Source organism: Pseudomonas tolaasii NCPPB 2192, from assembly GCF_002813445.1.
In the GTDB taxonomy this organism is placed as follows: Bacteria; Pseudomonadota; Gammaproteobacteria; order Pseudomonadales; family Pseudomonadaceae; genus Aquipseudomonas; species Aquipseudomonas tolaasii.
In genome coordinates, this window is record NZ_PHHD01000001.1 from 997,151 (window position 1) to 1,021,666 (window position 24,516).

Annotated in this window: 25 protein-coding genes and 1 riboswitch; of the genes, 14 read left to right on the forward strand and 11 right to left on the reverse strand. The window is 61.0% G+C overall.

The window, feature by feature from the left end; all coding sequences use genetic code 11:
* Nucleotides 1-99: 99 nt before the first annotated feature.
* Nucleotides 100-1,785 (forward strand): NAD-dependent DNA ligase LigB, encoded by a 1,686-nt coding sequence (gene ligB / locus ATI14_RS04625; RefSeq protein ID WP_016972903.1) that lies wholly within the window; start codon nt 100-102, stop codon nt 1,783-1,785.
* Nucleotides 1,786-1,835: 50 nt separating this feature from the next.
* Nucleotides 1,836-2,231, forward strand: coding sequence for a DUF1090 domain-containing protein (locus ATI14_RS04630; protein WP_016972904.1), 396 nt, complete (start codon nt 1,836-1,838; stop codon nt 2,229-2,231).
* Nucleotides 2,232-2,237: 6 nt separating this feature from the next.
* Here ATI14_RS04630 and ATI14_RS04635 read toward each other — a convergent pair whose 3' ends face one another.
* On the reverse strand, nt 2,238-2,687 hold the full coding sequence (locus ATI14_RS04635; RefSeq protein ID WP_016972905.1) for a c-type cytochrome: 450 nt from the start codon (nt 2,685-2,687) through the stop codon (nt 2,238-2,240).
* 129 nt (nt 2,688-2,816) lie between these two features.
* On the opposite strand from ATI14_RS04635, the gene mltA reads away from it, so the two are divergent.
* On the forward strand, nt 2,817-4,004 hold the full coding sequence (gene mltA, locus ATI14_RS04640) for a murein transglycosylase A (RefSeq protein ID WP_016972906.1): 1,188 nt from the start codon (nt 2,817-2,819) through the stop codon (nt 4,002-4,004).
* Nucleotides 4,005-4,150: 146 nt separating this feature from the next.
* On the opposite strand, the gene ATI14_RS04645 is transcribed toward mltA, so the two are convergent.
* Nucleotides 4,151-4,537, reverse strand: a complete 387-nt coding sequence (locus ATI14_RS04645) for an MAPEG family protein (protein WP_016972907.1) — start codon at nt 4,535-4,537, stop codon at nt 4,151-4,153.
* 193 nt (nt 4,538-4,730) lie between these two features.
* Between ATI14_RS04645 and ATI14_RS04650 the strand changes: the two genes are divergently transcribed.
* Nucleotides 4,731-5,990, forward strand: coding sequence for a cation:proton antiporter (locus ATI14_RS04650; protein WP_016972909.1), 1,260 nt, complete (start codon nt 4,731-4,733; stop codon nt 5,988-5,990).
* Here the strand turns inward: ATI14_RS04650 and ATI14_RS04655 are convergent.
* From ATI14_RS04655 to ATI14_RS04665, 3 genes are all read right to left on the reverse strand, one after another.
* Nucleotides 5,984-6,871 (reverse strand): formate/nitrite transporter family protein, encoded by an 888-nt coding sequence (locus ATI14_RS04655; RefSeq protein ID WP_016972910.1) that lies wholly within the window; start codon nt 6,869-6,871, stop codon nt 5,984-5,986. The genes ATI14_RS04650 and ATI14_RS04655 overlap by 7 nt on opposite strands.
* A gap of 71 nt (nt 6,872-6,942) precedes the next feature.
* Nucleotides 6,943-8,850 (reverse strand): patatin-like phospholipase family protein, encoded by a 1,908-nt coding sequence (locus ATI14_RS04660; RefSeq protein WP_016972911.1) that lies wholly within the window; start codon nt 8,848-8,850, stop codon nt 6,943-6,945.
* A gap of 99 nt (nt 8,851-8,949) precedes the next feature.
* Complete coding sequence (locus tag ATI14_RS04665; RefSeq protein WP_016977737.1) at nt 8,950-9,342, reverse strand: acyl-CoA thioesterase; 393 nt, start codon at nt 9,340-9,342, stop codon at nt 8,950-8,952.
* Between the two features lie 198 nt (nt 9,343-9,540).
* Nucleotides 9,541-9,646: riboswitch (S-adenosyl-L-homocysteine riboswitch) on the forward strand.
* Between the two features lie 21 nt (nt 9,647-9,667).
* On the opposite strand from ATI14_RS04665, the gene ahcY reads away from it, so the two are divergent.
* From ahcY to rhlE2, 4 genes are all read left to right on the forward strand, one after another.
* A complete protein-coding gene (gene ahcY / locus ATI14_RS04670) occupies nt 9,668-11,077 on the forward strand; it encodes an adenosylhomocysteinase (protein ID WP_016972914.1) in 1,410 nt (469 codons plus the stop codon).
* A 166-nt stretch (nt 11,078-11,243) separates the two neighbouring features.
* The gene (metF, locus tag ATI14_RS04675; RefSeq protein WP_016972915.1) at nt 11,244-12,089 is read left to right on the forward strand and encodes a methylenetetrahydrofolate reductase [NAD(P)H]; all 846 of its coding nucleotides are present in this window, start codon (nt 11,244-11,246) and stop codon (nt 12,087-12,089) included.
* Between the two features lie 121 nt (nt 12,090-12,210).
* Complete coding sequence (locus ATI14_RS04680; RefSeq protein WP_016972916.1) at nt 12,211-13,002, forward strand: substrate-binding periplasmic protein; 792 nt, start codon at nt 12,211-12,213, stop codon at nt 13,000-13,002.
* A gap of 221 nt (nt 13,003-13,223) precedes the next feature.
* The gene (gene rhlE2 / locus ATI14_RS04685) at nt 13,224-15,104 is read left to right on the forward strand and encodes an RNA helicase RhlE2 (RefSeq protein ID WP_080520146.1); all 1,881 of its coding nucleotides are present in this window, start codon (nt 13,224-13,226) and stop codon (nt 15,102-15,104) included.
* 60 nt (nt 15,105-15,164) lie between these two features.
* On the opposite strand, the gene ATI14_RS04690 is transcribed toward rhlE2, so the two are convergent.
* Nucleotides 15,165-15,539, reverse strand: a complete 375-nt coding sequence (locus ATI14_RS04690) for a nuclear transport factor 2 family protein (RefSeq protein ID WP_031320177.1) — start codon at nt 15,537-15,539, stop codon at nt 15,165-15,167.
* 127 nt (nt 15,540-15,666) lie between these two features.
* Here ATI14_RS04690 and ATI14_RS04695 point away from each other — a divergent pair, with 127 nt between their 5' ends.
* Entirely contained in the window at nt 15,667-16,551 is an 885-nt protein-coding gene (locus tag ATI14_RS04695; protein ID WP_080520147.1) for a LysR substrate-binding domain-containing protein, read from the forward strand.
* A gap of 68 nt (nt 16,552-16,619) precedes the next feature.
* Here the strand turns inward: ATI14_RS04695 and ATI14_RS04700 are convergent, their stop codons facing one another.
* Nucleotides 16,620-17,198, reverse strand: coding sequence for a YceI family protein (locus ATI14_RS04700; protein WP_016972920.1), 579 nt, complete (start codon nt 17,196-17,198; stop codon nt 16,620-16,622).
* Nucleotides 17,199-17,230: 32 nt separating this feature from the next.
* Complete coding sequence (locus ATI14_RS04705) at nt 17,231-17,782, reverse strand: cytochrome b (protein ID WP_016972921.1); 552 nt, start codon at nt 17,780-17,782, stop codon at nt 17,231-17,233.
* A gap of 282 nt (nt 17,783-18,064) precedes the next feature.
* Here ATI14_RS04705 and ATI14_RS04710 point away from each other — a divergent pair, with 282 nt between their 5' ends.
* Both ATI14_RS04710 and ATI14_RS04715 read left to right on the forward strand, forming a co-directional pair.
* A complete protein-coding gene (locus ATI14_RS04710; RefSeq protein ID WP_080520148.1) occupies nt 18,065-19,471 on the forward strand; it encodes an adenosylmethionine--8-amino-7-oxononanoate transaminase in 1,407 nt (468 codons plus the stop codon).
* A gap of 86 nt (nt 19,472-19,557) precedes the next feature.
* Nucleotides 19,558-20,277, forward strand: a complete 720-nt coding sequence (locus ATI14_RS04715) for a 16S rRNA (uracil(1498)-N(3))-methyltransferase (RefSeq protein ID WP_016972923.1) — start codon at nt 19,558-19,560, stop codon at nt 20,275-20,277.
* Nucleotides 20,278-20,394: 117 nt separating this feature from the next.
* Here the strand turns inward: ATI14_RS04715 and trhA are convergent, their stop codons facing one another.
* Nucleotides 20,395-21,012, reverse strand: a complete 618-nt coding sequence (gene trhA, locus ATI14_RS04725; RefSeq protein WP_016972924.1) for a PAQR family membrane homeostasis protein TrhA — start codon at nt 21,010-21,012, stop codon at nt 20,395-20,397.
* A 146-nt stretch (nt 21,013-21,158) separates the two neighbouring features.
* On the opposite strand from trhA, the gene ATI14_RS04730 reads away from it, so the two are divergent.
* Genes ATI14_RS04730 through ATI14_RS04740 form a run of 3 tightly spaced genes read left to right on the forward strand, consistent with a single transcriptional unit; the run spans nt 21,159 to nt 23,219 of the window.
* Nucleotides 21,159-21,725: a chromate transporter gene (locus tag ATI14_RS04730; RefSeq protein ID WP_016972925.1), complete on the forward strand. Its 567-nt coding sequence runs from the start codon at nt 21,159-21,161 to the stop codon at nt 21,723-21,725.
* Nucleotides 21,725-22,267: a chromate transporter gene (locus ATI14_RS04735; protein ID WP_016972926.1), complete on the forward strand. Its 543-nt coding sequence runs from the start codon at nt 21,725-21,727 to the stop codon at nt 22,265-22,267. Before ATI14_RS04730 ends, ATI14_RS04735 begins: the two co-directional genes overlap by 1 nt.
* Before the next feature lie 37 nt (nt 22,268-22,304).
* Nucleotides 22,305-23,219, forward strand: coding sequence for a LysR family transcriptional regulator (locus ATI14_RS04740; RefSeq protein ID WP_016972927.1), 915 nt, complete (start codon nt 22,305-22,307; stop codon nt 23,217-23,219).
* Between the two features lie 102 nt (nt 23,220-23,321).
* Here the strand turns inward: ATI14_RS04740 and madM are convergent, their stop codons facing one another.
* Nucleotides 23,322-24,086: a malonate transporter subunit MadM gene (gene madM / locus ATI14_RS04745; protein ID WP_016972928.1), complete on the reverse strand. Its 765-nt coding sequence runs from the start codon at nt 24,084-24,086 to the stop codon at nt 23,322-23,324.
* Nucleotide 24,087: 1 nt separating this feature from the next.
* A complete protein-coding gene (madL, locus tag ATI14_RS04750; RefSeq protein WP_016972929.1) occupies nt 24,088-24,492 on the reverse strand; it encodes a malonate transporter subunit MadL in 405 nt (134 codons plus the stop codon).
* Nucleotides 24,493-24,516 lie beyond the last annotated feature (24 nt).

The following is a 24,516-nucleotide window of genomic DNA, read 5'->3' on the forward strand; positions in this document are numbered from 1 at the left end:
AGTTACAGAAACTCGCTAACAAATTCACCGCGCCATCAGGCTGTTTTGTGAGGACCTGGATCACTTAGGCTGAACGCCCCCTTTCGAGCAAGGATGCTCATGATGCGTGTACTGACAGCTCTTTTACTCAGCGCCCTGCCATGCCTGGCGTGGGCCGGCAATTGTCCCGAAGAGGCGCGCTCCCAAGTGGCCCACCTCGCCGAACAGATCAGGCAGTGGGATGACAGCTACCATCGGCTCGGCCACTCCCCCGTCGGCGACGAACTCTACGACCAGGCCCGCCAACGTCTTGCGGGCTGGCGCGAATGCTTTCCTCAGGCGGTGAACAGGGCCGACCAGCCACTGGCGAGCTCACGAGGCACGCTACCGCACCCGGTCGCACACACGGGCCTGCAAAAACTGCTGGATGAAGCCGCCGTAGCCGACTGGCTTGGCAGCCGGCAAGATGTCTGGGTTCAGCCCAAAGTCGACGGGGTGGCGGTGACCCTGAGGTATCGCCGGGGTCGCTTGAGCCAGGTCATCAGCCGGGGCGACGGCCTGCTTGGCCAGGACTGGTCAACCGCAGCGCGCAAGATTCCCGGCATCGTCCAGCAGTTGCCCGAAGCCATCGACCTGGTGCTGCAAGGCGAACTCTACTGGCGCCTCGACGAACATGTGCAATCGGCCAACGTTGGGCTGAATGCCCGCAGCAAGGTCGCCGGGCTGATGAACCGCCTGCAGTTGAGCGACACAGAGGCCGCAGGCATTGGCCTGTTCATCTGGGCCTGGCCCGACGGCCCGGCTGACTTCAGCGAACGCCTCGCCACCCTCGCCCGCCTGGGCTTCACCGACAGCCAACGCTACAGCCACGCCATCCAGAACATCACCGAAGCCGCACGCTGGCGAACCTACTGGTACAACCACCCGTTGCCTTTTGCCAGTGATGGCGTGGTCCTGCATCAGGCCAGACGTGCGCCCGCCAAGCGCTGGCAGGTCAGCACGCCTTATTGGGCCGTGGCCTGGAAGTACCCGGCGGCCAAGGCGTTGGCGCTGGTAAGCAAGGTAAATTTCACTATCGGCCGCACCGGGCGCATCACCCCCATTCTGGAACTGGAGCCGGTGCAGCTGGATGACCGGCAGATCAGCCGCGTCAGCGTCGGCTCGCTCAAACGCTGGCAGGCGCTGGATATCCGCCCCGGCGACCAGGTGTCCATCAGCCTTGCCGGGCAGGTGATTCCAAGGCTGGATCAGGTCATCCTGCGCAACCCCAACCGGGTTGAGGTGCACGAGCCCGACGCGCGCGCCTATCACGCCTTGAGCTGCTGGCAACTGGACCCGGGCTGCGAAGAACAAATGCTGTCGCGCCTGACCTGGCTCAGCGGGAACCAGGGCCTGGCGCTGCCACATATCGGGCGCGAGACCTGGAACGTATTGATCCAGGCCGGTCTAATCGCAGGCTTTCTCGATTGGTTAACCCTGGATGCGGCAGAGCTTGCTAACATTGATGGCTTCGGCGAACGCAGCCGTGCGCGGGTGCTCGAAGGCATTCAAAGCGCCCGGCAGCGCCCTTTTGCACAATGGCTCAAAGCCCTGGGTGTACCGCCTGCGGCCCGTAACAATCTGGAGGGTGACTGGCAGACGCTGGTCGCCAAAGACACCCAGGCCTGGCTGGCCATTGATGGCATCGGCCCGGGTCGCGCGGCACAACTGAGTGCTTTTTTTCGCGACCCGCACGTTCAGGCCCTGGCTGAAACTTTACGCGTGGCCGGTATAGACGGTTTTCAAGCCCGGCCTGATCAACAGTAAACCCTTGGCAGAATTCACCCTGCTTTTCGCTTTCGACTTTGGAGCCCTATATGAAATTTCTCGCCCCGCTTGCCTTGTTGACCGTCGCAAGCCTCATGGCCACACCCTTGCTGGCGGCCGAACAAGCCCAACCACTCACCGGTTGCGCCGCCAAGCGCCAGGCCATCAGCACCCAGATCGAACAAGCCAAGGCCCACGGCAACAGCGAGCAACAGGCAGGCCTGGAAAAAGCCCTGAGTGAAGTCACCGCCAACTGCACCGACGCTTCCTTGCGCAAAGAGCGTGAAAACAAGGTGCTCGACGCCAAGCATGAAGTCAGCCGCCGTCAGGCCGACCTCGACAAGGCAATGAAAAAAGGCGACGCGGACAAGATCAACAAGCGTAAAGACAAACTCGCGCAGTCCCGCAAGGAACTGCAGGACGCCGTCGAAGAACTCGACCAGTAAAACCGGTCAGTGGTCGCGAAACTGTTTGTGGCAGGCGGTGCAGGCATCTTCGACTTTCTGCACGGCTGGCCCCAGGTTGCTGGCCTTGTAAGGCTGGACCCGGCTTGCGATCACCAATTCACCGGTGGCCGTTTCAAGGTTGCGCGCCAGCTCCTGAAAGCGTGCCTGCTGCTGCCAGACGTTGTCTTTGGCGCTGGTGTGGTCTTCTTCACGCACGCTCGGGAAATGCTTCCACGGCTCATGGGACAACGCATCGAGTTTGACCGCGCCTTCGGCAAACCGGGCGCCGTCGAACGGAATACGTCCACGCAACATGCCGCCCAGGTCTTCGCCGGTCTTGAGCATCTGCTTGAAGATCGCCTTGCGCTGACCCAAAGGCGAATTAGGGTCGACGCCGCCGCAGGCGGACAGTGTCAGGCAGGCCAGCAATACAACGGTCAGTCTTTTAAAAGTCATGTTGGCTTCAAGGTCACGGGAAACGGCGGCCAGTATCCTCGCCCCGCCCGCAAAGACCAATAGCCCTATTAATAATAAGGGTTGCCTGAGCACATTGAGATACAGGCAATCGCTTCAGGAAAGGTGTGTATGAGTGTCATGTTGAAACGCTGGAGCCGCCGCCTGGTGTGGGCTCTGCCGATGATCGCGCTGCTGGCCGGTTGCGATGGCGGCAAGGACGCCGGCAAAACAGATGAAGCGGCGAAACCCCACGCCGTCGCCACCTATGTGAACGCGCCTTGGGAAGCTCTGCCGGCAGTATCCGACGGCGATTTGCTGGCAGGCTTTGAATCCTGGCGCAGCGCCTGCCAGCGCCTCAAGGCCGACCCGGTCTGGGGCGCAACCTGTGCAGCGGCGGCCACTGTGCCGGGCAATGCCGTGGCGGTACGCGCCTTTCTCAAGGAGCGCCTGGATGTATTCGGCCTGCGCTCTGCCGACAACACGCCAAACGGCCTGATCACCGGTTACTACGAACCGGTCTACCCCGGCAGCCTGACCGAAACGGCCACCGCTCATGTGCCGGTGTACGGCGTGCCGGACGACTTGATCATCGTCAACCTGGAAAGCATCTACCCCGAACTCAAGGGCAAACGCCTGCGCGGTCGCCTGGAGGGCCGCGTGCTTAAACCCTATGACGACGCGAGCACCATCAATGGCCAGGGCTCCAGCGCCAAGCCAATTGCATGGCTGACCGACCCGATGGACCTGCAATTCCTGCAGATCCAGGGCTCGGGCCGCATTCAACTGGCAGGCGGGCGTCAGTTGCGCGTGGGGTATGGCGACCAGAATGGCTACCCGTACCGCCCCATCGGCCGCTGGCTGGTGGAGCAAGGCCAGTTGAAGAAGGAAGAAGTGAGCATGGGCGCCATCAGCGCCTGGGCCAAGGCCAACCCGCAACGTATTCCTGAACTGTTGGCCAGCAACCCCAGCTATGTGTTCTTCAGCGCTCGCCCGGACAGCAACGAAGGCCCGCGCGGTTCGCTGAACGTGCCGCTGACCGCCGGCTACAGCGTGGCGGTGGACCGCAAAGTCATTCCGCTGGGCAGCCTGTTATGGCTGTCGACGACCAAACCGGATGGTTCGCCCCTCGCACGGCCCGTCGCCGCGCAGGACACCGGCGGCGCCATCACTGGCGAGGTGCGCGCAGACCTGTTCTGGGGTACCGGCCAGGCTGCAGGCGATTTGGCGGGAAATATGAAGCAGCAGGGCCAGATCTGGATGTTGTGGCCAAAGGGCGCAGCATTACCGCACGTGCCCGATGCCCCCGCCGGAACCTGACAGCCTGATCGTTCCCACGCTCCGCGTGGGAACGCATCCCGTGACGCTCCGCGTCACAAACGGACGCAGAGCGTCCAGAGCGGCATTCCCACGCAGAGCGTGGGAATGATCTCGAGCCAGCTCCCACAGAGGTTCTGCGTCAACCGTCAGATCGAGACAAAAAAGAAGCTCGCAATCAATGCCATCCCCACCGCCCACACCAGCGAGCGAAACATCGCCCAGTCGGCCAGGTAGCAAATGATGTACAGCAGGCGGCTGGTGATAAACAGCACCGCCAGCACATTGATGGTCACCAGCGATGCCGTGCCGGCCAGGTGCGCAATGATCACCGCCGCCGCAAACGCCGGGGTCACCTCAAAGCTGTTGAGTTGCGCATTGTGGGCACGCTTGGCCACCCCCTCGAGGGTATCGAGAAACGCACGCGGGTCATGGTTCTGCCGCGGCCCGAACTTGCCGCCGCTGAATTTGGCCACCCCCGTGCACAGATAAGGCAGGAAAATTGCGATCAACACACACCAGAAAGCGACCGTCATCACTGATTCCTTTTGTCGTTTTAGTCAGGAGTTAGAGTTTTAGCACTAATACCGCCAGGCCGCACCCAACCGCTATGAGCCGCCCCGCGCCGAAAGGTTCTATCAGGCTTTTGCGCAAACCGTGCAACATCAGGCTGCCAATGCGGTCCATCCCCCATCATGCCCGTTCCACCCCAACTTCCAAGGACCCCGGATGCTTGAACTCGTGGCCGCCTTTATTTGCCTCACCACTCTGCTCACCTATGTGAACTTCCGTTTCATCGGCCTGCCGCCGACCATCGGCGTGATGGTCACCGCCTTGATGTTCTCCCTGATTCTGCAAGGCCTGAGTTTTATCGGCTACCCGGGCCTGGAAGAACGCATCCAGCAACTGATCGGCCAGATCGACTTCGGCGACTTGCTGATGAACTGGATGCTCTCGTTCCTGCTGTTCGCCGGCGCCTTGCACGTCAATCTGAACGACCTGCGCAGCTACCGCTGGCCCATCGGCTTGCTGGCGACCTTCGGCGTATTGATCGCCACCGTGGTGATCGGCAGCTTGGCGTACTACATCTTTGCCCTGTTCGGCTGGCACGTGAGCTTCCTGTACTGCCTGTTGTTTGGTGCACTGATCTCGCCCACCGACCCGATTGCGGTGCTCGGCGTGCTGCGAACCGCGAATGCTTCCAAACCCCTGAAAACCACGATTGTCGGTGAGTCGCTGTTCAACGACGGCACAGCAGTGGTGGTATTTACCGTGTTGCTGGGCATCGCACAGCTGGGTGAAACGCCAACCGTCGGCGCCACCGCCATGCTGTTCGCCCATGAAGCCATTGGCGGGGTGGTGTTCGGCGGCCTCATCGGCTACCTCGTATACCTGATGATCAAGAGCATCGAGCAGCATCAGATCGAAGTGATGCTGACCCTGGCACTGGTGATCGGCGGTTCTGCGATGGCCACCGAACTGCACGTTTCGGCACCGATTGCGATGGTGGTTGCGGGTTTGATCATCGGCAACCTGGGCCGCAAGCTGGCGATGAACGACATGACGCGGCGTTACCTGGACGGTTTCTGGGAATTGCTCGACGACATGCTCAACGCCCTGCTGTTCGCGCTGATCGGCATGGAATTGCTGCTGTTGCCGTTCAACTGGCTGCACGTGTTCGCAGCCAGTTTACTGGCCGTGGCAATCCTGCTGTCACGCCTGCTGACCGTGGCCCCGGCGATCCTGCTGCTGCGCCGCTGGCGTACGGTGCCGCGCGGCACTATCCGCATTCTCACGTGGGGCGGCTTGCGCGGCGGCGTCTCGGTGGCCTTGGCACTGGCCCTGCCATTGGGCCCGGAGCGCGATTTGCTGCTGAGCATCACCTACATCGTGGTGCTGTCGTCGATCCTGTTGCAGGGTTTGAGCATCGGCAAACTGGTCAAGCGCGTGACCCGGGACGAGCCCCAGGCCACACCTGACGCTCACTGACCCTTATCGATCTGCTGCGGATGCCTCGGGTCCGCAGCCTTTTTGCCCGGCAGGCTGCTTTCGCTGCGAATCTGCGCGTGGCTGATCAGCGCAAAGATAAAACTGCCGCCAATGATATTGCCCGCCAGGGTTGGTCCGGCGAATACCTGCCAGAAATCCTTCCACGGCAGCTCGCCCGCAAACACCAGGTAAGACACCTCCGCCGAGCCGACGACGATGTGGGTGAAGTCCCCCAGCGCCATCAGGTAGGTGATCAGAATGATGATGAACATTTTGGCGCTTTCCATGGAGGGGATCATCCACACCATGGTGGCGATCATCCAGCCGGAAATTATGCCCTTGGCGAACATCTGGCCCGGGTCGTTTTCCATGACCTTGCGCCCGATTTCGAGGAAGGCCATATCCGTCTTGGTATCGAAGATCGGCAAGTGCAACATCACGTAGGCCACCAGCAAGGTGCCGCACAGGTTGCCCACCAGCACCACCGTCCACAGCCGCAACAGGCGGCCGGCATTGGCCAGCGTCGGTTTGCTCATCACCGGCAGCACGGCGGTCAGGGTGTTTTCGGTGAACAACTGCTGACGCGCAAGAATCACCGCGAGGAAACCCGCGCAGTAACCAAAGCTGGCGATCACCTTGAACCCTTCGCCATCCGGCAGGCGCGAGTTGAGCAGCCCCATGCCCATCAACGACAGACCCATGGTCAGCCCGGCGGCCAGCGCCGACCACCACAGCGCCGCCACATTGCGTTCCAGCTCCTGGTCGCCCTGTGTACGGATGATTTCATGGAGCACAGCCGCGCGGGGCGGCTGGTTTTTGTCCACGTCCTGTTGCTCTTCCTGCGACAGGTTGGGGGTTTTTCCGTCTGTTTGAGTGGCCATGATGTACCGGAGTCCGAAGGGTGCCTGTAGCTACGACACGCCGCGACAGTGGCTGTTCAATGGCACGCTCGCTAAACCCGCATGCGCCAGGCCTTGGCCCTGTTCAGCGTGTTGTCGCTGAAGGGTTTGTCCCATAGTTTGTCAGGCGCGCTGTAGCGCTCGGTGATGCTGTCGAGCACGGCATTGAAGTCCTGCGGCGTGCGCGCCTTGCCCAGGTCACGCTCTGCACGGCGCAGCAACTCGACATTGGCGTCAGGCTGGCCTGGCCGGAACATGGCGGGATAAATCACGTCGCGAATGAAATGACCGGCAACGACGGCAACATCACGCCGTTTCATTTCGTCCACCGCGCCGAGCATTACCCGCGACACCGCACCACGCTCCAGCTTGGCCGTGACCTGCAGCAGTTGCTGGAAGTTGGCGTTGTCAGGCACATTCAGCTGCTTGGCGAGCCACTGCGAATAGGCCGGATGAGTGGCAAGGGCCTCCAGGTTGCGCAATGCAGACGCCAGGCGCGGTGTGATTTCCAGGCGGTCACCGGCCTGGTTCGCCTCGGTTATCGCCTGATGGACGTGCGCCAGCATCGCTTTGGCTTCTCGCCTGAAGCGCAGCACATCACGCGAGGCATCATCCTGAGCCAATGAGCTTTCGACACTGGCGAGCAACTCATCGTCCATGGCCAGCACGGCATGCTCGGTCGACGCAAACTTATGCTCCTGGCGTACCAGCGCTCGTTGCTGCAAATGCCCGTTCACGGCTTTCAGCGCGTTATCTTGCAAGCCTTTCTTGGCCTCATCCGGCAGGGCGAAATTGACGGTTCCGCTGAAAAAACTGCTGTAGTCACCCTGCTCCGTTTTCAGGGGCATCTGCACCGTCTGATCGGCGTAGCCTTTCTTCAGCCTTGCCTGGTTCAGCTGTTCATTCGCGGCGAAGTTCACGCCCAGCGCCGAATCCGCCGTGGCACTGCCATAGCCGCCACGGGACTGAAGCGGGATGGTTTCGAATGTCAGAATCAATTGCTCTGGGCGACTCAGCGGGCTGTCCGGGAACTGGCGCTGGTACAGGCCATCAACCGGCGTGTTGAGCATCAGGCCGCCGTCCTGAAAGGCATTTCTTTCGCCGTCGACCTGAAAGCCGTGCCCTTGTTCCACCGGCGCTTTGAACACCACCGGCAGGGCGGCGGAGATATGCGCGGCGCGCGCCACATCCATATCCGGGGTCAGGCTGGTGTTGAAGACCACCAACTGCGAACGCCCCTCGAACGTGCCGGTTCCGGTGATATTGAGGGTCTTGATGGCGGGAATGTGCGGGCTGAGTGTGTGCAAATCGGAAAAAGTTACTGCCCCACCGGCGCGGAGTTTGTCCGCAATGGCCTTCACTGCCGGCAGGTCCGCCTTCGAAGGCGACTCGGCAATACGCGCCAGCACCGTGGCGCGTGTTTGGCTACGCACCAGCTCTTCCAGTTTCTCGGCTTCGGTTCCCAGGCGCGGAAGCACAGTAGTGGCTGTTTGCAAGTGACGGCTGAATTTACCCAGCCAGTTTCCAATCTTTGATCCCGCCTTCTGGAACCAACGGGTCAACGCGTTCGAACTGTCCATCAGCGAAGACAGATCAAGGTTATTGGACAGTTCGGTGAATGCTTGCGCGGTCATGCCGCTGGCCAACAACGCGGCCGAAATAGCCCCCGCCGACGACCCCGAAACACTTTGAACCCCCTGCAACGCATTGTTTTCCTCCAGCGCCTTGATGGCTCCCGGGAAGGCCACCCCCTTGGCCCCACCGCCACTGAGTACCAGTTGGGTAACCGCAGGCGGTGCCAACATCAGGGTGATGCGGCCGGCAGCGTCACGGCTGAGGGTTACCTTGCGGTCGCCGGCCTCGTTCAGCAGAACTTTGTTCGCAGCATCTTGCTGAACGGGTGGCGGCGTCGGCGTGCCAGCAATCGCAGGCCGGGAACCTGCCGGGGTGGAAATTTTCATACGGAGGCACTCTCATCAGGATGTAGTCCTGAGTGACGAGAGGGCCTGGGAAGGATCCGCGCGGAATGATTTGGTTACGCAAATCAAACCGCGCCAGCGTTACTCATCCTGAAACTGGTCTTTCACGTATTTGATTTCGGTGCGGCCATGGGGCGCGGGCAAGCCGTCTTCGCCCAGGTTGACGAAGACCATTTTTTCCACGGTCAGGATGCTTTTGCGGGTGATTTTGTTGCGCACTTCACAGGTGAGGGTGATGGAGGTGCGGCCGAATTCGGTGGCGGTGATGCCCAGCTCGATGATGTCGCCCTGGCGCGAGGCACTCACAAAATTGATTTCTGAGATGTACTTGGTCACCACGCGCTGGTTGCCCAACTGGACAATCGCATAGATGGCCGCTTCTTCGTCGATCCAGCGCAGCAGGCTGCCGCCGAACAGGGTGCCGTTGGGGTTGAGGTCTTCGGGTTTAACCCATTTGCGGGTGTGGAAGTTCATGGTCACTCCAAAGCGTCTTGCGAAATGATGGAAGACATCATGGCAGAGCCCGCGCCCGACCTCTACGCGCCATTGCCTATCAGCCCTATGCGCGATCTTGATTTGGCCGACAGAAAGGCTTGGGAAGTGCCGCGCACACGGCTATAATCGCCCCCGCTTCAAAACGGTCATCTTCAGTTGATACCGTTCTCCCGCCACCTGTCCGAGGGGCGCTGCAGCAGGTTCAACCTGTCAGGCTCGGATGGGGCGTTGTCCAGCCTGGTTAGCCAGCTGGATACTAAACGCACAACGGCGCCCATTCGCACACTACGAATGGAGGCTCTTCATGAGCGCTGTCAACACGCCTGCAGAATTCAACGACTACAAAGTCGCCGACATGTCCCTCGCTGCCTGGGGCCGTCGCGAAACCTTTATCGCCGAATCCGAAATGCCGGCCCTGATGGGTCTGCGTCGCAAGTACGCCGCTGAGCAACCGCTCAAGGGCGCGAAGATCCTCGGCTGCATCCACATGACCATCCAGACTGCCGTGCTGATCGAAACCCTGGTTGCCCTGGGTGCCGAAGTACGCTGGTCGTCCTGCAACATTTTCTCGACTCAAGACCAGGCCGCTGCCGCCATCGCCGCTGCCGGTATCGCTGTGTTCGCCTGGAAAGGCGAGACCGAAGAAGAGTACGAGTGGTGCCTGGAGCAAACCATCCTCAAGGATGGCAAGCCATGGGACGCCAACATGATCCTCGACGATGGCGGTGACCTGACCGAGCTGCTGCACAAGAAGTACCCGCAGATTCTCGACCGCGTCCACGGCGTGACCGAAGAAACCACCACCGGCGTACACCGCCTGCTGGACATGCTGGCCAAGGGCGAGCTGAAAATCCCGGCCATCAACGTCAACGACTCGGTCACCAAGAGCAAGAACGACAACAAGTACGGCTGCCGTCACAGCCTGAACGATGCCATCAAGCGCGGTACCGACCACCTGCTGTCGGGCAAGCAAGCCCTGGTGATCGGCTACGGTGACGTGGGCAAGGGTTCCTCCCAGTCCCTGCGTCAGGAAGGCATGATCGTTAAAGTCTCCGAAGTTGACCCGATCTGCGCCATGCAAGCCTGCATGGACGGTTTCGAAGTGGTTTCGCCGTTCATCAACGGCCAGAACGACGGCACCGAAGCGAGCATCGACAAGGCCCTGTTGGGCAAGATCGACCTGATCGTGACCACCACCGGCAACGTGAATGTGTGCGATGCAAACATGCTCAAGGCCCTGAAGAAGCGCGCTGTTGTCTGCAACATCGGCCACTTCGACAACGAAATCGACACCGCTTTCATGCGCAAGAACTGGGCATGGGAAGAAGTGAAGCCGCAGGTACACAAAGTTCACCGTACCGGCGCCGGTGATTTCGACCCGCAGAACGACGACTACCTGATCCTGCTGGCTGAAGGCCGCCTGGTTAACCTGGGCAACGCTACTGGCCACCCAAGCCGCATCATGGACGGCTCGTTTGCCAACCAGGTACTGGCGCAGATCTTCCTGTTCGAACAGAAGTACGCCGACCTGTCGCCCGCCCAGAAAGCCGAGCGCCTGACCGTGGAAGTACTGCCGAAGAAACTCGACGAAGAAGTGGCCCTGGAAATGGTCCGTGGCTTCGGCGGCGTGGTGACTCAACTGACCAAGACCCAGGCCGATTACATCGGCGTGACCGTTGAAGGTCCGTTCAAGCCGCACGCTTACCGCTACTAAGCAGCCCTGTAGGCGCCAGCTTTAAGGTGGGAGCTGGCTTGCCTGCGATAGCATCACCTCGGTATACCTGAAATACCGAGGTGCCTGCATCGCGGGCAAGCCCGGCTCCCACAAAAGCCAGGCTCCCACATGCCTCACAGGCTTTCGAGTTCCCAAGGGTATTACCATGTCCCAAGACCGTCGCTACAGCTTCGAGTTCTTCCCGACCAAGACCGATGCTGGGCATGAAAAACTGATGGCTACTGCCACTCAGTTGGCCAGTTACAACCCCGACTTCTTTTCCTGCACCTACGGCGCCGGCGGCTCGACCCGTGACCGCACGATCAACACCGTGCTGCAGCTGGAGAGCCAGGTCAAAGTTCCCGCCGCTCCGCACTTGTCGTGCGTGGGCGACAGCAAGGCCGACCTGCGCGGCCTGCTGACCCAATACAAGCAAGCCGGCATCAAGCGCATCGTCGCCCTGCGTGGCGACTTGCCGTCCGGCATGGGCATGGCCAGCGGTGAGCTGCGCTACGCCAATGACCTGGTGAGTTTCATCCGCGAAGAAAGCGGTGACCACTTCCACATCGAAGTGGCGGCTTACCCGGAGATGCACCCTCAGGCACGCAACTTCGAAGACGATCTGCACAACTTCGTGCGCAAGGCCAACGCCGGTGCCGACAGCGCGATCACTCAGTACTTCTTCAACGCCGACAGCTATTTCTACTTCGTCGAGCGCGTACGGGCCATGGGTGTGAACATCCCGATCGTGCCGGGCATCATGCCGATCACCAACTACAGCAAACTGGCGCGTTTTTCTGACGCGTGCGGCGCTGAAATCCCACGCTGGGTGCGCAAGCAACTGGAAGCTTACGGCGATGACGTCAAGAGCATCCAGGCGTTCGGCGAGCAGGTCATCAGCGAAATGTGCGAGCGGCTGCTGCAAGGCGGCGCCCCGGGCTTGCACTTCTACACCCTGAACCAGGCCGAGCCGAGCCTCGCCATCTGGAACAACCTCAAGCTGCCACGCTGAGGGTTTGCCCGCAGCACCCAGGGCCCTCGTCATCACGAGGGCCTTTTTTGTTCCGCCACACTACCCGCCAATGCGCATGCCAGAGCTTCTCTTTAAGGCAACAGCATCGTAATCTCAGGGCATGCCCGTCATTCTCAAGTTGTTGACCGCCGTGCTTTTTACTCTCCTGAGCCTCAGCGCTTTCGGCGAGAAACTGCGCATTGTCACCGAACCTTGGACGCCTTATGTCTACGAAGACAAAGGCACCATGCGCGGGCTCGACTATGAAACCACCGTGATCGTATTCCAGCGCCTGGGCGTTGACGTGGACTGGCAATTCCTGCCCTGGAAACGCTGCCTGGCGATGCTTGACCAGGGCCACGCCGATGGCGCGCTGGATATTTTCCACAGCCATGACCGCGACGCCCAACTGCTGTACCCCAGTGAACCCTTGTCGGAAGTCGAGTTTGCGCTGTTCTATGCCAACGAACGCCCGCACCCGGTTGAAACGCTGGCCGACCTGCGCGGCCTGACTGTCGGTACTTCGCCGGGCTACCTGTACGGCGATGGCTTCAGCGAGTCCACGCTGTTCAAACGCGAGCCGGCGCCCAGCCACGAGGCCAACTTCGGCAAATTGGCGCTGGGACGCATCGACTTGGTGATCACCGACCGTCGCGTCGGCCAGCATGTGATCAAGGCCCTGGGGCTGGAAGGCAAGATCAGCCAGGCGCCGCTGGTGGTCAGCCGCCAGCAGCAATTTCTCGCGGTACGCCGTGGCGCCGGCATGGACCTGCTGGTGCGGCGCTTTGCCGCCGAACTCAAACGCTTCAAACAGGAACCGGCCTACGCCGCCCTGAGTGCCAAATACGCTGGAATTGCGGCCATTACGCCTCCAGAACACACCGTTGAGCAGCAGGAAAGCAGCGCGCCGTGATTGCTCTGTTATACTCCGGCCTTTCCGCCAGGCTTACGCCCGGCCGCTGAGGTCTTGAAAAAGGCACCCAACCCAGCTACTGCGCAGCTTTCAGCCCGCGCGAGCCGGTGGAGTGCCCGCCAGACGCAGCAGGACCGGACGGGATTTCGCTCCCCTAAGCGCCATTCACGCCCGGCAAGATTATCCCTCTGGGCCAAGCCCTAACTAAAACAGGATTACTCATGTCCTTTGCTTCCCTCGGTCTCTCCGAGGCTTTAGTCCGCGCCATCGAGGCAGCGGGCTATACCGAGCCTACTCCGGTGCAACAGCGGGCCATTCCCGCCGTGTTGCAAGGTCGCGACCTGATGGTTGCGGCTCAGACAGGTACTGGTAAAACCGGCGGCTTCGCCCTCCCGATCCTGGAGCGGTTGTTCCCCAACGGTCACCCGGACAAATCCCAGCGTCACGGCCCGCGCCAACCGCGCGTACTGGTCCTGACCCCTACCCGCGAACTCGCCGCGCAAGTGCATGACAGCTTCAAGCTGTATGCCCGCGACCTGAAGTTCGTCAGCGCCTGCATCTTCGGCGGCGTCGGCATGAACCCGCAGGTTCAGGCCATGTCCCGTGGTGTGGACGTGCTGGTAGCGTGCCCGGGGCGTTTGCTCGACCTGTGCGGCCAAGGCAGCGTCGACCTGTCCCACGTGGAAATCCTCGTGCTGGACGAAGCCGACCGCATGCTCGACATGGGCTTTGTCCATGACGTGAAAAAGGTCCTCGCCCGCCTGCCGGCCAAACGTCAGAACCTGCTGTTCTCGGCCACGTTCTCCCAGGACATCACGGCCCTGGCCGGCAAACTGCTGCATAACCCGGAACGCATCGAAGTCACGCCGCCGAACACCACGGTCGAGCGCATCGAGCAACGCGTCTTCCGCCTGGCCGCCAGCCACAAGCGTGCGCTGCTGGCCCACCTGATCACCGCTGGCGCGTGGGAACAGGTGCTGGTGTTCACCCGCACCAAGCACGGCGCCAACCGCCTGGCCGAGTACCTGGACAAGCACGGCCTCACCGCCGTCGCCATCCACGGCAACAAGAGCCAGAACGCGCGCACCAAAGCCCTGGCCGACTTCAAGGCCGGCACCGTGCGCATTCTGGTCGCCACCGATATCGCCGCGCGCGGTCTGGATATCGACCAGTTGCCCCACGTGGTCAACTTCGAGCTGCCGAACGTCGATGAAGACTACGTGCACCGTATCGGCCGTACCGGCCGCGCCGGTCGTTCGGGTGAAGCCATCTCCCTGGTGGCGCCGGACGAAGAAAAACTGCTGAAAAGCATCGAGCGCATGACCAAGCAGAAAATCGCCGACGGCGACCTGATGGGCTTCGATGCCAGCGCCGTGGAGGCTGAAAAGCCGGAAGCGCGTGAACGCCCGGACGTTCGCAACCCACGCAACCCACGCGGTCCGAAGGGCGATGGCCCGAACGGCGGCGGTGGTGGCGGTGGTCGTCGCGACAAGGGCAAAGACAAGGGCGGCAAGGAAAAGGCGCCAACCAACGGCCGTGGCGAACGCCCGGCCCGCGAGCAAAAACCTCGTGAAGGCACGCCGGCCCGCGAACAGCGCCAACCGAGCCAGCCGCCGCGCGCGGCCGCCGACCGTGCGCCGGACGAGTTCCTGGACGACGATATCGACAACTTCGGCAACCGTGTCGACTACGTGCCCCAAGCCAAACCGGCCCAGGGCCGTGGTCGCCGCCCAGGTGCTCCGGCACAGGGCGCTGGCGCAGGTGCTCCAAGCGGCGGCCAACCCCAGGGCGGTCGTCAGAACGGCCCGCGTAACAGCAGCGGCGGCACCACCGGTACGCCACCTGCCAAGCGCAATGGCCCGCGCAATGGCGCCCCGCGTGACGGTCAGGCGCGTCGCGAAGACTCGCGCAACCGCCGCCCGAACCGTGACGACCAGCAACGCTCGTCCGAACCGGCCGTACAGAACCCGCGTGGCGGCCCGGCGCCGAAGATCATCCACAAGGAGTCGAAAGCCGACCGCTTCCCGACACCCGAGCAGTTGGACCAACTGCCAGGCCGTCCTCGTGGTGAGAAACCGGCGCTGCTGACCCGCAACCGCTGAGTGTTGATGCTGTAAAAAAACGCCCCGATTATTCGGGGCGTTTTTGTATCCGTAGTTGAATCATCGTTCGGAAATTTCACCGGCCTTGTGAAAGAGTTTGGCAAAGATCATCCAGCGGCCTTCAACTTTCATCAGGTTTAAATAATCGACCATGACGTTATTGAATAAACGTAGACGCACTTTGGCGATGGCCATTTGCGGCGACATCACATCAATCAGCAGCACTTCGTCCAGTTGTGGAAACCCGCTTTCCTGCGGCGACTGACGCCCTTCGACCATGGTTCGGTACTCGTCAAACGGTCGAACCACCACATCGGCATTCTGTGCGCTGTAAAGCATGCAGCCACGGTGAAACACCTGGTCAAACGCCTTTAAATCCTGAGTTTGCAAAACACTGAAGTAATCTTTCAAAAACGCCTGGATTTCATCAATCACGGTTCGCCGCTCCACAATGTTCAACTCAACGTTATTTGAGTAAATAACTCGTCGCTCATTATCGGTAGCCCGTTTAATTGGCGTATAGCGGCTATTATTAGGCTTTTCCGTGAAAGGAATTCACCTATTGAAACTTCCTCCGCTTGCGGCACTCCGCGCCTTCGAAGCCCTGGCGCGGCTGGGCAAGGTGAACCTGGCGGCGCTTGAACTGCATGTCACTCACAGTGCCGTCAGCCATCAGATTCGCTCTCTTGAAGAGTATTTGGACATTGCGCTGGTGACGCGTCACAAGCGCACGTTGCTGCTGACGGAGGAAGGCCGGGTTTATGCCTATCAAATCCGGCAGGCACTGGGCGAAATTGCAGGGGTTACGGAGAAACTGGTGGCCAAAGCAAGGCACCCGCAGTTGACGCTTTCGGTGCTGCCCTCCTACGCCATGTATTGGTTACTCCCGCGCCTGCAAGGTTTCATGAGTGCCCACCCCGGGTTTCGGTTGAAACTGGAATCGAGCATGGAGTTCGCCAGCTTCGAGCAAGGCCTGATTGATTGCGCGATTCGTTTCGGCCATGGCCAGTGGGCTGACGTACAGTGCGAACCGCTGATGGCGGACACCCTCATCGTGGTTGCAGCTCCCCACTTCAACGCAGGCGTGCTGCCGGATACGGCGCATGACATCCTCCATCAGCCACTGCTGCACGCCAGTGAAAGCTGGCCCGTCTGGCTCAGCGCAGCCGGCGTGGAAGGCCAGCGCCCGCAGGCCTCGCTGGAATTCACCGACTCGACGCAGCTGCTCGAAGCTGTGAGGCTGGGATACGGTATCGCGCTGACTCGCCGATCCATCGCCCACTCGCTGATTCACCGCGGCGACTTGGTCAAACTGACCGATATCGAACCGGCGCACTCCTCCCGTTACTACCTGGTCTGGCCCGCCGGCAGTCAACGTTCGGCACAACTGAACGCCCTGCAGCAATGGCTCAAAGACGAGGCCGAAGCGTTTCAAGCCAGCCTGTAGCACAGTGACCGTACGCCAGACAGCAAAACGCCGACCCGGGGGTCGGCGCTTCATTACAGCGGCGAAAATTACTTCGCTTTGACGCCTTCCAGCGAGATGTCCAGGTCAACCGTCTGGGACGTCGGGCCCGGGCCTTTGATGCCGAAGTCGTTCAGCTGCAGGGTGGTGGTAGCGTTGAAGCCGGCACGCTCGCCGCCCCACGGGTCTTTGCCTTCGCCGTTGAAGGTGGCCTTGAAGGTCACAGGCTTGGTCACACCGTGGAAGGTCAGGTCGCCGGTCACGTCAGCCGTTTTGGCGCCGGTGGATTTAACCGAGGTGGAGACGAACTTGGCGTCGGCAAACTTGGCCACGTCCAGGAAGTCTTTGCTGGCCACGTGCTTGTCACGTTCTGCGTGGTTGGACCACAGGCTGGCGGTTTTCACGTCGACGGAAATCTTGCTGTCTTCAGGCTTGGCCGAATCCCAGCTGAAAGTACCGTCCCAGTCCTTGAAGGTACCGTGAACGTAGCTGTAGCCCAGGTGGCTGATTTTCCAGTCGATGAAGGCGTGCTGGCCTTCCTTGTCGATCTTGTAGTCAGCGGCCATCGCGGTGCCTGCGGACAGCAGGGCGGAACCGATAGCCAGAGCGGCGAGAGTCTTTTTCAACATGCTTTCTATTCCTTGTGAGTCGAGGTTGAACATCAGGCTTTGCGCCCCAGCATTCGCGTCAGGGTCGCGTCACGATCGATAAAGTGGTGTTTCAACGCAGCCACGCCGTGCAAGCCGGCGAAGACCACCAGTACCCAGGCGAGGTACAAATGCACCAGGCCGGCGTTGTCTGCCTGATCCGGTAGACCGGAAATCACAGCAGGAATCTCAAACAGGCCAAACACCGAAATACCGACACCGTCTGCGGTGGAAATCAGGTACCCGGCAATCATCACGGCAAACAGCGCCAGATAAAGGAAAGCGTGGCCAAATGCAGCGCCAATACGGGTCAAACGACTGTAGCTGGCCAGCGGTGGAGGTGGCGGGCTGACCAGGCGCCAGACAATGCGCACCAGCATGACGGCGAACAGCGTGATGCCGATGCTCCTGTGCAGGTCGGGCGCGTCTTTGCGCCAGGCGTCGTAGTAGTCGAGACCGACCATCCACAGGCCCAGCGCGAACAAACCAAACACCACCAGGGCAACGCCCCAGTGCAAAACCATGCTGACCCAACCATAGCGGGCCTTTGAATTACGTAGCTGCATGTCCAAAATCCCGTAAGAGCCGTGCCCAAGACTAGCGATTTACCTATCGAATTAAAGCGAAAATTTCGCTTTGAAATATCGAGAAATACGATCTTGAGAGTAGGCACAGTACGTTAACAATCGATTAAGGACTATTCCCAGGAAACGTGACAGATCGTCCTGCATTTACTGCCAATTCATCCTGCAAGGCCGCAATGGGTTGTGGCACGGCCTGGCATTGCATAGGCTTGCGCGATTGTTTCGCCTACGCCGCACGCAGGATCGCTTCGAGGAGATAAGACGATGGGCTTGAATAACCAGTGGATGCAACGCGACCTCGCGGTGCTCTGGCATCCCTGCACCCAGATGAAAGACCACCAGCAACTGCCGTTGATCCCGATCAAACGCGGTGAAGGCATCTGGCTGGAAGATTTCGAAGGCAAGCGCTACCTCGACGCCGTCAGTTCCTGGTGGGTCAACGTGTTCGGCCACGCCAACCCGCGCATCAACCAGCGCATCAAGGACCAGGTCGACCAGTTGGAACACGTGATCCTCGCCGGTTTCAGCCACCAGCCGGTGATCGAGCTGTCCGAGCGCCTGGTCAAGATGACGCCCGAAGGCCTGACTCGCTGCTTCTACGCCGATAATGGCTCGTCGTGCATCGAAGTCGCGCTGAAAATGAGCTTTCATTACTGGCTCAACCGCGGCCTGCCGAACAAAAAGCGCTTTGTTACCCTGACCAACAGCTACCACGGCGAAACTATCGCCGCGATGTCGGTGGGCGATGTGCCGCTGTTTACCGAGACTTACAAGGCGCTGCTGCTCGACACCATTAAAGTGCCTAGCCCGGACTGCTACCTGCGTCCCGACGGCATGAGCTGGGAAGAACATTCGAGAAACATGTTTCTGGCCATGGAACAGACCCTGGCAGAGAACCATGACACCGTCGCCGCCGTGATCATCGAGCCGTTGATTCAGGGCGCTGGCGGCATGCGCATGTACCACCCGGTGTACCTCAAGCTGCTGCGCGAAGCCTGCGACCGCTATGGCGTGCACCTGATCCACGACGAAATCGCCGTAGGCTTCGGCCGCACCGGCAGCATGTTCGCCTGTGAACAGGCCGGCATCCGCCCGGACTTCCTCTGCCTGTCCAAGGCCCTGACTGGCGGCTACCTGCCACTGGCTGCCGTGGTCACCACCGACGACGTCTACGACGCCTTCTACGACGACTACCCGACCCTGCGCGCCTTCCTGCATTCCCACAGCTACACCGGCAACCCGCTGGCATGTGCGGCGGCGCTGGCGACGCTGGATATTTTCGAAGAAGACAACGTCATCGAGAACAACAAGGCCCTGGCCCGGCGCATGGCCAGTGCCACCGCACACCTGGTGGACCACCCCCATGTGTCCGAGGTGCGCCAGACCGGCATGGTGCTGGCCATCGAAATGGTGCAGGACAAAGCCACCAAAACCGCCTACCCGTGGCAGGAGCGCCGCGGCTTGAAGGTGTTCGAGCATGCCCTCGAACGAGGCGCGCTGTTGCGCCCGCTGGGCAGCGTGGTGTACTTCCTGCCGCCCTATGTGATCACGCCGGAGCAGATCGACTTCCTGGCTGAAGTGGCCAGTGAAGGCATCGACATCGCCACCAACAGCAAAGTCAGCGTGGCAGTCCCGAAAAACTTCCACCCCGACTTCCGCGATCCGGGCTAAACACATGATCGTTCCCACGCTCTGCGTGGGAATGCAGCCCAAGACGCTCCGCGTCCACTGTGCACACCAATTTCCAGAGAACAGAAATGAGACTGTCCCGCTTCTTCACCGACACCCCGCTGAGCATCGGCGACCATGAGTTGCCCGAAGCCCAGGCGCACTACATCAGCCGTGTACTGCGCATGACCGAAGGCGACGCCGTGCAACTGTTCGACGGCTCCGGCCAGGAGTTTCTGGGCAGCTTGCTGGAAGTCGGCAAGAAGCGTGTCACCGTGCAACTGACCGAACGCTTTGCCGGGCAAACCGAATCACCGTTGCATATTCACCTCGGCCAGGGCCTGTCCCGGGGCGAGCGCATGGACTGGGCGATTCAGAAAGCTACCGAGCTTGGGGTCAACGAAATCACCCCGATCTTCAGCGAGCGTTGCGAAGTGCGCCTCAAGGACGAACGCGCCGACAAACGCCTGCTGCATTGGCGCCAGGTGGCGATCAGCGCCTGCGAGCAATGCGGGCGGTCAACGGTGCCGGTGATACACCCGCCGTTGCTGTTGGCCGACTGGCTCAAGCAAACCGACGCGGATTTGAAGCTGGTGCTGCACCCGGTCGCCGAGCCGATGGTGAGCCACGCCAAGCCATCCCGCCTGGCTTTCCTGATCGGCCCCGAAGGCGGGTTGACTGACGGCGAAGTCGAAACCGCTCAAGGTGCAGGCTTTCACGCCGCCCGCCTCGGCCCGCGCGTACTGCGCACTGAAACGGCGCCGGTGGTGGCGCTGTCCGTCGCCCAGCAACTTTGGGGCGACTTCTGACCTGCTGTGCAAACCCAATCAAAACTGTGGGAGCTGGCTTGCCTGCGATGAGGACAGATCAGCCACCAAAGAGGTCGGCTGGCCCACCGTTATCGCAGGCAAGCCAGCTCCCACAGGTCACAGCACGTAATGCATGATCGCCACAAAGTGCAGCAGGCTGCCGCCGATCACGAACAAGTGCCAGATCCCGTGGGAATGCCGCAGCCGATCTTCCAGGGCGAAGAAGATAATGCCGACGGTGTACAACACCCCGCCCGACGCCAGCCACACAAACCCCGCCGTGCCCAGCGCGGCGAGCAGCGGCTTGACCGCCACCAGCACGATCCAGCCCATCACCGCATAAATCACAATGGACAGAATCCGCGCCTCTGAGCGCGGCTTGATCTCCTGCAAAATGCCGATCACCGCCAGCCCCCAGACGATGCCGAACAGCGTCCAGCCCCAGGGGCCGCGCAGCGTTACCAGGCAAAACGGCGTGTAGCTGCCGGCAATCAATAGGTAGATTGAAAAGTGATCAACCTTTTGCATGATCTCTTTCCGCCGCCCGCGCACGCTGTGGTACACGGTGGATGCGCTGTACAGCACCATCAACGTAAAGCCATAAATCGCCACGCTGACAATCTTCCAGGGGCTGCCGTCCAGGCTCGCCACCACCAACATCCACACAGCCCCGATGCAGGCCGCAACCGCCCCGAGCAAATGGCTCCAGGCGTTGAATCGTTCCCCGTGATACATGTGTCACTCACCTCGAATAACCGTTATCACCCAAGCATTCTGACGCGACTCACTCACCATCAGGTAACACCCTTTCTTCATTTGCCCAAATACACGGGCCCGTAGATCATTCGCTCCCACATAAAAGCACCTCATCGGTACTCTCCATGCCCGAACTCGAACCTGACCAGCCTCAACCCACTCTGTGGCAGTTGTTTTACAACTTCGCCCTGGTCGGCCTTTTCGGCTTCGGCGGCGTGATGCCCTGGGCGCGGCAGATGATGGTTGACCGCAGGCAGTGGGTCACCGAGCAAGGCTTCAATGAACTGCTGACCACCGGCCAGTTCTTCCCCGGCCCGAATATCGGCAACGTCGGCATCATCTTCGGCCGGCGCCTGCATGGCTTGCCAGGTGCGGTTGTGACCGTGTGCGGGCTGTACCTGTTCCCCTCGATCATCACCGTACTGGCCGGGTTCGCCTATGCCAAATGGTGGAGCCACGAGGTGGTGCAGCAGATTTTCGGCGCGGTGATGCCGATCGCCACCGGCTTGATGCTCGGCACCACCCTGCGTTTGCTCAAGGCCATGCCCGGAACGCTCGCCAACTACAGCGCGTTCGTCCTGACCTTCGTGCTGATGGCGGTGTTGGTGCTGCCGCTGTGGATGGTCTTGCTGATCAGCATCCCCAGCTCCCTGGCCCTGAGCTTTATCGACACGAAGCGGGTGGCCGGCTGATGCAAACCGTTTTGCTGCACCTGATGATCCAATGCGCGCTGTGGTCGCTGATGGCGATTGGCGGCAACACCGTGGCCATCGGCGACATTCACCGCTACACCGTGGTGGATATGCACTGGATCACCGACGCGCAATTCGTTGCCTTCTTCGCCCTTTCCCAGGCATTGCCGGGGCCCAACGGCATGTTCCTGGTGTTTATCGGCCAGCAGGCGGCGGGCCTGCCGGGAGCGCTGGTGGCCTTGCTGGCCAAGCTGGTGCCCTGCTCGGTGCTGGCGTACCTCGGCGCGGGCTGGCTGGAGAAGCACACGCAAACGCCTTGGGTGCAGCGCGTCAAACGCAGCCTGCTGCCGATTTCCATCGGCCTGATTCTCGCCTCCACCTACATCCTGATGAACAGCCTGGAAAACAACACCACCAGCCTGGTGCTGACCCTGGCCAGCGCCGCCGTGGTGTATTACACGCGGCTGAACGCGATCTGGCTGATCATCTTCGGCGTGCTGCTGGGCCTGGGCAGTGCATGGCTGGGAGTGAACTGGTTTTAGGGGCACAATCGACGGCATTCGAACCAGAGTCACGGCCATGCTGATCGACGAAGAATTCACCCTCAAGAAGCTGGAAATCTTCCTGGCGTTCATGCGCACCGGCAACCTGGCGCGTGCCGCCGCCGAGCTGCAAACCAGCAACGTCAGTGTGCACCGCGCCATCCACTCGCTGGAAAACGCCCTGCGCTGCCCGTTGTTCAAGCACGAGGGCCGCAACCTCACGCCGCTGGAAAGCGCCTACGTGCTGGAAGAACGCGCGCAGAAACTGGTGGCCGACGTGGTCGACAGCGTGCGCCTGACCCGCGAAGCCGCTGGCTTCTCCGCCGAGCGTTTCAAGCTGGGCTCGCTGTACTCGCTCACGGTAAAAACCGTGCCGCAGCTGATCATGGGCCTGAAAATTCGCCGCAGCGAACTCAATATCGACCTGATCCTGGGCTCCAACTTCGACCTGCTCTACAAGCTCAAGAACATGGAAGTGGACGCGATCCTCATCTCCCTCGACGACCACGCCAACGACCCCGACTGCGAGCAGATCGCGCTGTTTTCCGACGATATTTTCCTGGCCACGCCGGCGGATTCACCCTTCGACCGCGAACAGCAAATCGACCTCGCCGACGTGCGCGACGCCACCTTCATCACCCTCACCCAGGGCTTTGCCACCCATCAGGATGGCAACCGCGTATTCAAGCAGGCGGGGTTCGAGCCAAAGGTGGCGATGCAGGTCAATGACATTTTCACGTTGCTGAGTATGGTCAGCTCGGGTGTGGGCTATGCCTTGCTGCCAGGGCGAATTGCGGCGGTGTACGAGAACCGCGTGAAGCTGATACCGCTGCAACCCCGTTACCGGTTGCAGCAGCAGATTGGCGTGGTGTTTTTGAAGGCCAAGGAGCGCGACCCGAATTTGCTCGCGTTGCTGGCGGAATGCCGGATGTACGCCAACCGCCAGGCTTGAGACCGCCATCGCAGGCAAGCCAGCTCCCACACTTGAATGCATTCACAAATCAAAAGGTGGGAGCGGGCTTGCCCGCGATGAGGCCATCAAAGCCAGCGACAATCAGCCGACCAAGCCACGCACAATGAAGTAGAGCACCGAAGGCCCCAACAAACACCCAAGCCCGGTATGAAACGTCGCGGTCAACGCGCCATACGGCACCAACCGCCGATCCGTCGCGGCCAGCCCGGCCGTCACACCGCTGACCGTTCCGGCCAACCCGCCAAACACCATCGCCGAACGCGGGTTGTCCAGCCCCATCCAGCGCGCCGCCACCGGCGTGCCGACCATCACCAGAATCGCCTTGATCAACCCCGTGGCAATCGACAGCGCCATCACATCCGAGGTCGCGCCAATCGCCGCACCGGTGACCGGGCCGACGATGTAGGTCACGGCACCGGCGCCAATGGTGGTCATGCTGATCGCATCGCGGTAACCAAAGGCCCAGGCCATGCTCGCGCCGACGATAAACGGCAGCACCGTACCCAGCAGCAGCGCCACCACACCAATCAATCCGGCCTTGCGCGCCTCGGTGGCCTGCACTTCAAACGCCGTGGCGACAATCGCAAAGTCACGCAGCATCGCGCCGCCCATCAAGCCAATACCGGAGAACAGTGCCATGTCCGCCAGGCCTTTTTGCCCGCCGGTCACGGTGCCGCCCACCCAGGCCAGTACCAGCCCGATGACGATGGCAATCGCCGAACCATGAATGCGCCCGAACGTCAGGCGCTTGGACAGCACCACAGAAATCCACATCACCACGCCGACAAAAGCAAAGGCGGTAACCAGGCTGTTATTTTCCAGACCCTTATCAATGAGCGCCCACATATCAGCGCCCTCCCGCTACAGCAATCAGTGGTTCTTCGGCGGGTAACGGCTCGCCCTTGTGCGTTCGGCTGATCAGGGCAATCGTGCAACCGCACACCACCACCGAGCCGATCGCCGCCAGCACCGCGACCGGGCCGCCATGCAGCGCAGTCACCACGTTTTGTTGCGCGGCCATCGCCACCACCACGGGGATGTACATGGCGCCCCAAAAGCCCACGCCCATTTCGCAATCCTTGGTCATGCCGCCGCGCTTTTGCATCCACAAGCGCGCGCAGATCAGCAGGATCATGGCGATGCCCACCCCGCCCACATTGGATTTGACGCCGAGCAAAACGCCGAGCATGTCGCCCAGGATCACGCCCGCCAACATGCAGATCGCCAGCAATGCCACACCGTAAATAATCATGATCGTTGTCCTCAAAGTGCTCGT

Coding starts and splice junctions, on each gene's coding strand:
- rhlE2 (WP_080520146.1), top strand. CDS start 13,224: ATGTCCTTTGCTTCCCTCGGTCTCTCCGAGGCTTTAGTCCGCGCCATC.
- ATI14_RS04645 (WP_016972907.1), bottom strand. CDS start 4,537: ATGACGGTCGCTTTCTGGTGTGTGTTGATCGCAATTTTCCTGCCTTAT.
- ahcY (WP_016972914.1), top strand. CDS start 9,668: ATGAGCGCTGTCAACACGCCTGCAGAATTCAACGACTACAAAGTCGCC.
- ATI14_RS04740 (WP_016972927.1), top strand. CDS start 22,305: ATGCTGATCGACGAAGAATTCACCCTCAAGAAGCTGGAAATCTTCCTG.
- ATI14_RS04665 (WP_016977737.1), bottom strand. CDS start 9,342: ATGAACTTCCACACCCGCAAATGGGTTAAACCCGAAGACCTCAACCCC.
- trhA (WP_016972924.1), bottom strand. CDS start 21,012: ATGTATCACGGGGAACGATTCAACGCCTGGAGCCATTTGCTCGGGGCG.
- ATI14_RS04735 (WP_016972926.1), top strand. CDS start 21,725: ATGCAAACCGTTTTGCTGCACCTGATGATCCAATGCGCGCTGTGGTCG.
- ATI14_RS04705 (WP_016972921.1), bottom strand. CDS start 17,782: ATGCAGCTACGTAATTCAAAGGCCCGCTATGGTTGGGTCAGCATGGTT.
- mltA (WP_016972906.1), top strand. CDS start 2,817: ATGAGTGTCATGTTGAAACGCTGGAGCCGCCGCCTGGTGTGGGCTCTG.
- ATI14_RS04710 (WP_080520148.1), top strand. CDS start 18,065: ATGGGCTTGAATAACCAGTGGATGCAACGCGACCTCGCGGTGCTCTGG.
- ATI14_RS04730 (WP_016972925.1), top strand. CDS start 21,159: ATGCCCGAACTCGAACCTGACCAGCCTCAACCCACTCTGTGGCAGTTG.
- ATI14_RS04715 (WP_016972923.1), top strand. CDS start 19,558: ATGAGACTGTCCCGCTTCTTCACCGACACCCCGCTGAGCATCGGCGAC.
- ATI14_RS04650 (WP_016972909.1), top strand. CDS start 4,731: ATGCTTGAACTCGTGGCCGCCTTTATTTGCCTCACCACTCTGCTCACC.
- ATI14_RS04680 (WP_016972916.1), top strand. CDS start 12,211: ATGCCCGTCATTCTCAAGTTGTTGACCGCCGTGCTTTTTACTCTCCTG.
- ligB (WP_016972903.1), top strand. CDS start 100: ATGATGCGTGTACTGACAGCTCTTTTACTCAGCGCCCTGCCATGCCTG.
- madM (WP_016972928.1), bottom strand. CDS start 24,086: ATGTGGGCGCTCATTGATAAGGGTCTGGAAAATAACAGCCTGGTTACC.
- ATI14_RS04700 (WP_016972920.1), bottom strand. CDS start 17,198: ATGTTGAAAAAGACTCTCGCCGCTCTGGCTATCGGTTCCGCCCTGCTG.
- ATI14_RS04630 (WP_016972904.1), top strand. CDS start 1,836: ATGAAATTTCTCGCCCCGCTTGCCTTGTTGACCGTCGCAAGCCTCATG.
- ATI14_RS04655 (WP_016972910.1), bottom strand. CDS start 6,871: ATGGCCACTCAAACAGACGGAAAAACCCCCAACCTGTCGCAGGAAGAG.
- ATI14_RS04660 (WP_016972911.1), bottom strand. CDS start 8,850: ATGAAAATTTCCACCCCGGCAGGTTCCCGGCCTGCGATTGCTGGCACG.
- ATI14_RS04635 (WP_016972905.1), bottom strand. CDS start 2,687: ATGACTTTTAAAAGACTGACCGTTGTATTGCTGGCCTGCCTGACACTG.
- madL (WP_016972929.1), bottom strand. CDS start 24,492: ATGATTATTTACGGTGTGGCATTGCTGGCGATCTGCATGTTGGCGGGC.
- metF (WP_016972915.1), top strand. CDS start 11,244: ATGTCCCAAGACCGTCGCTACAGCTTCGAGTTCTTCCCGACCAAGACC.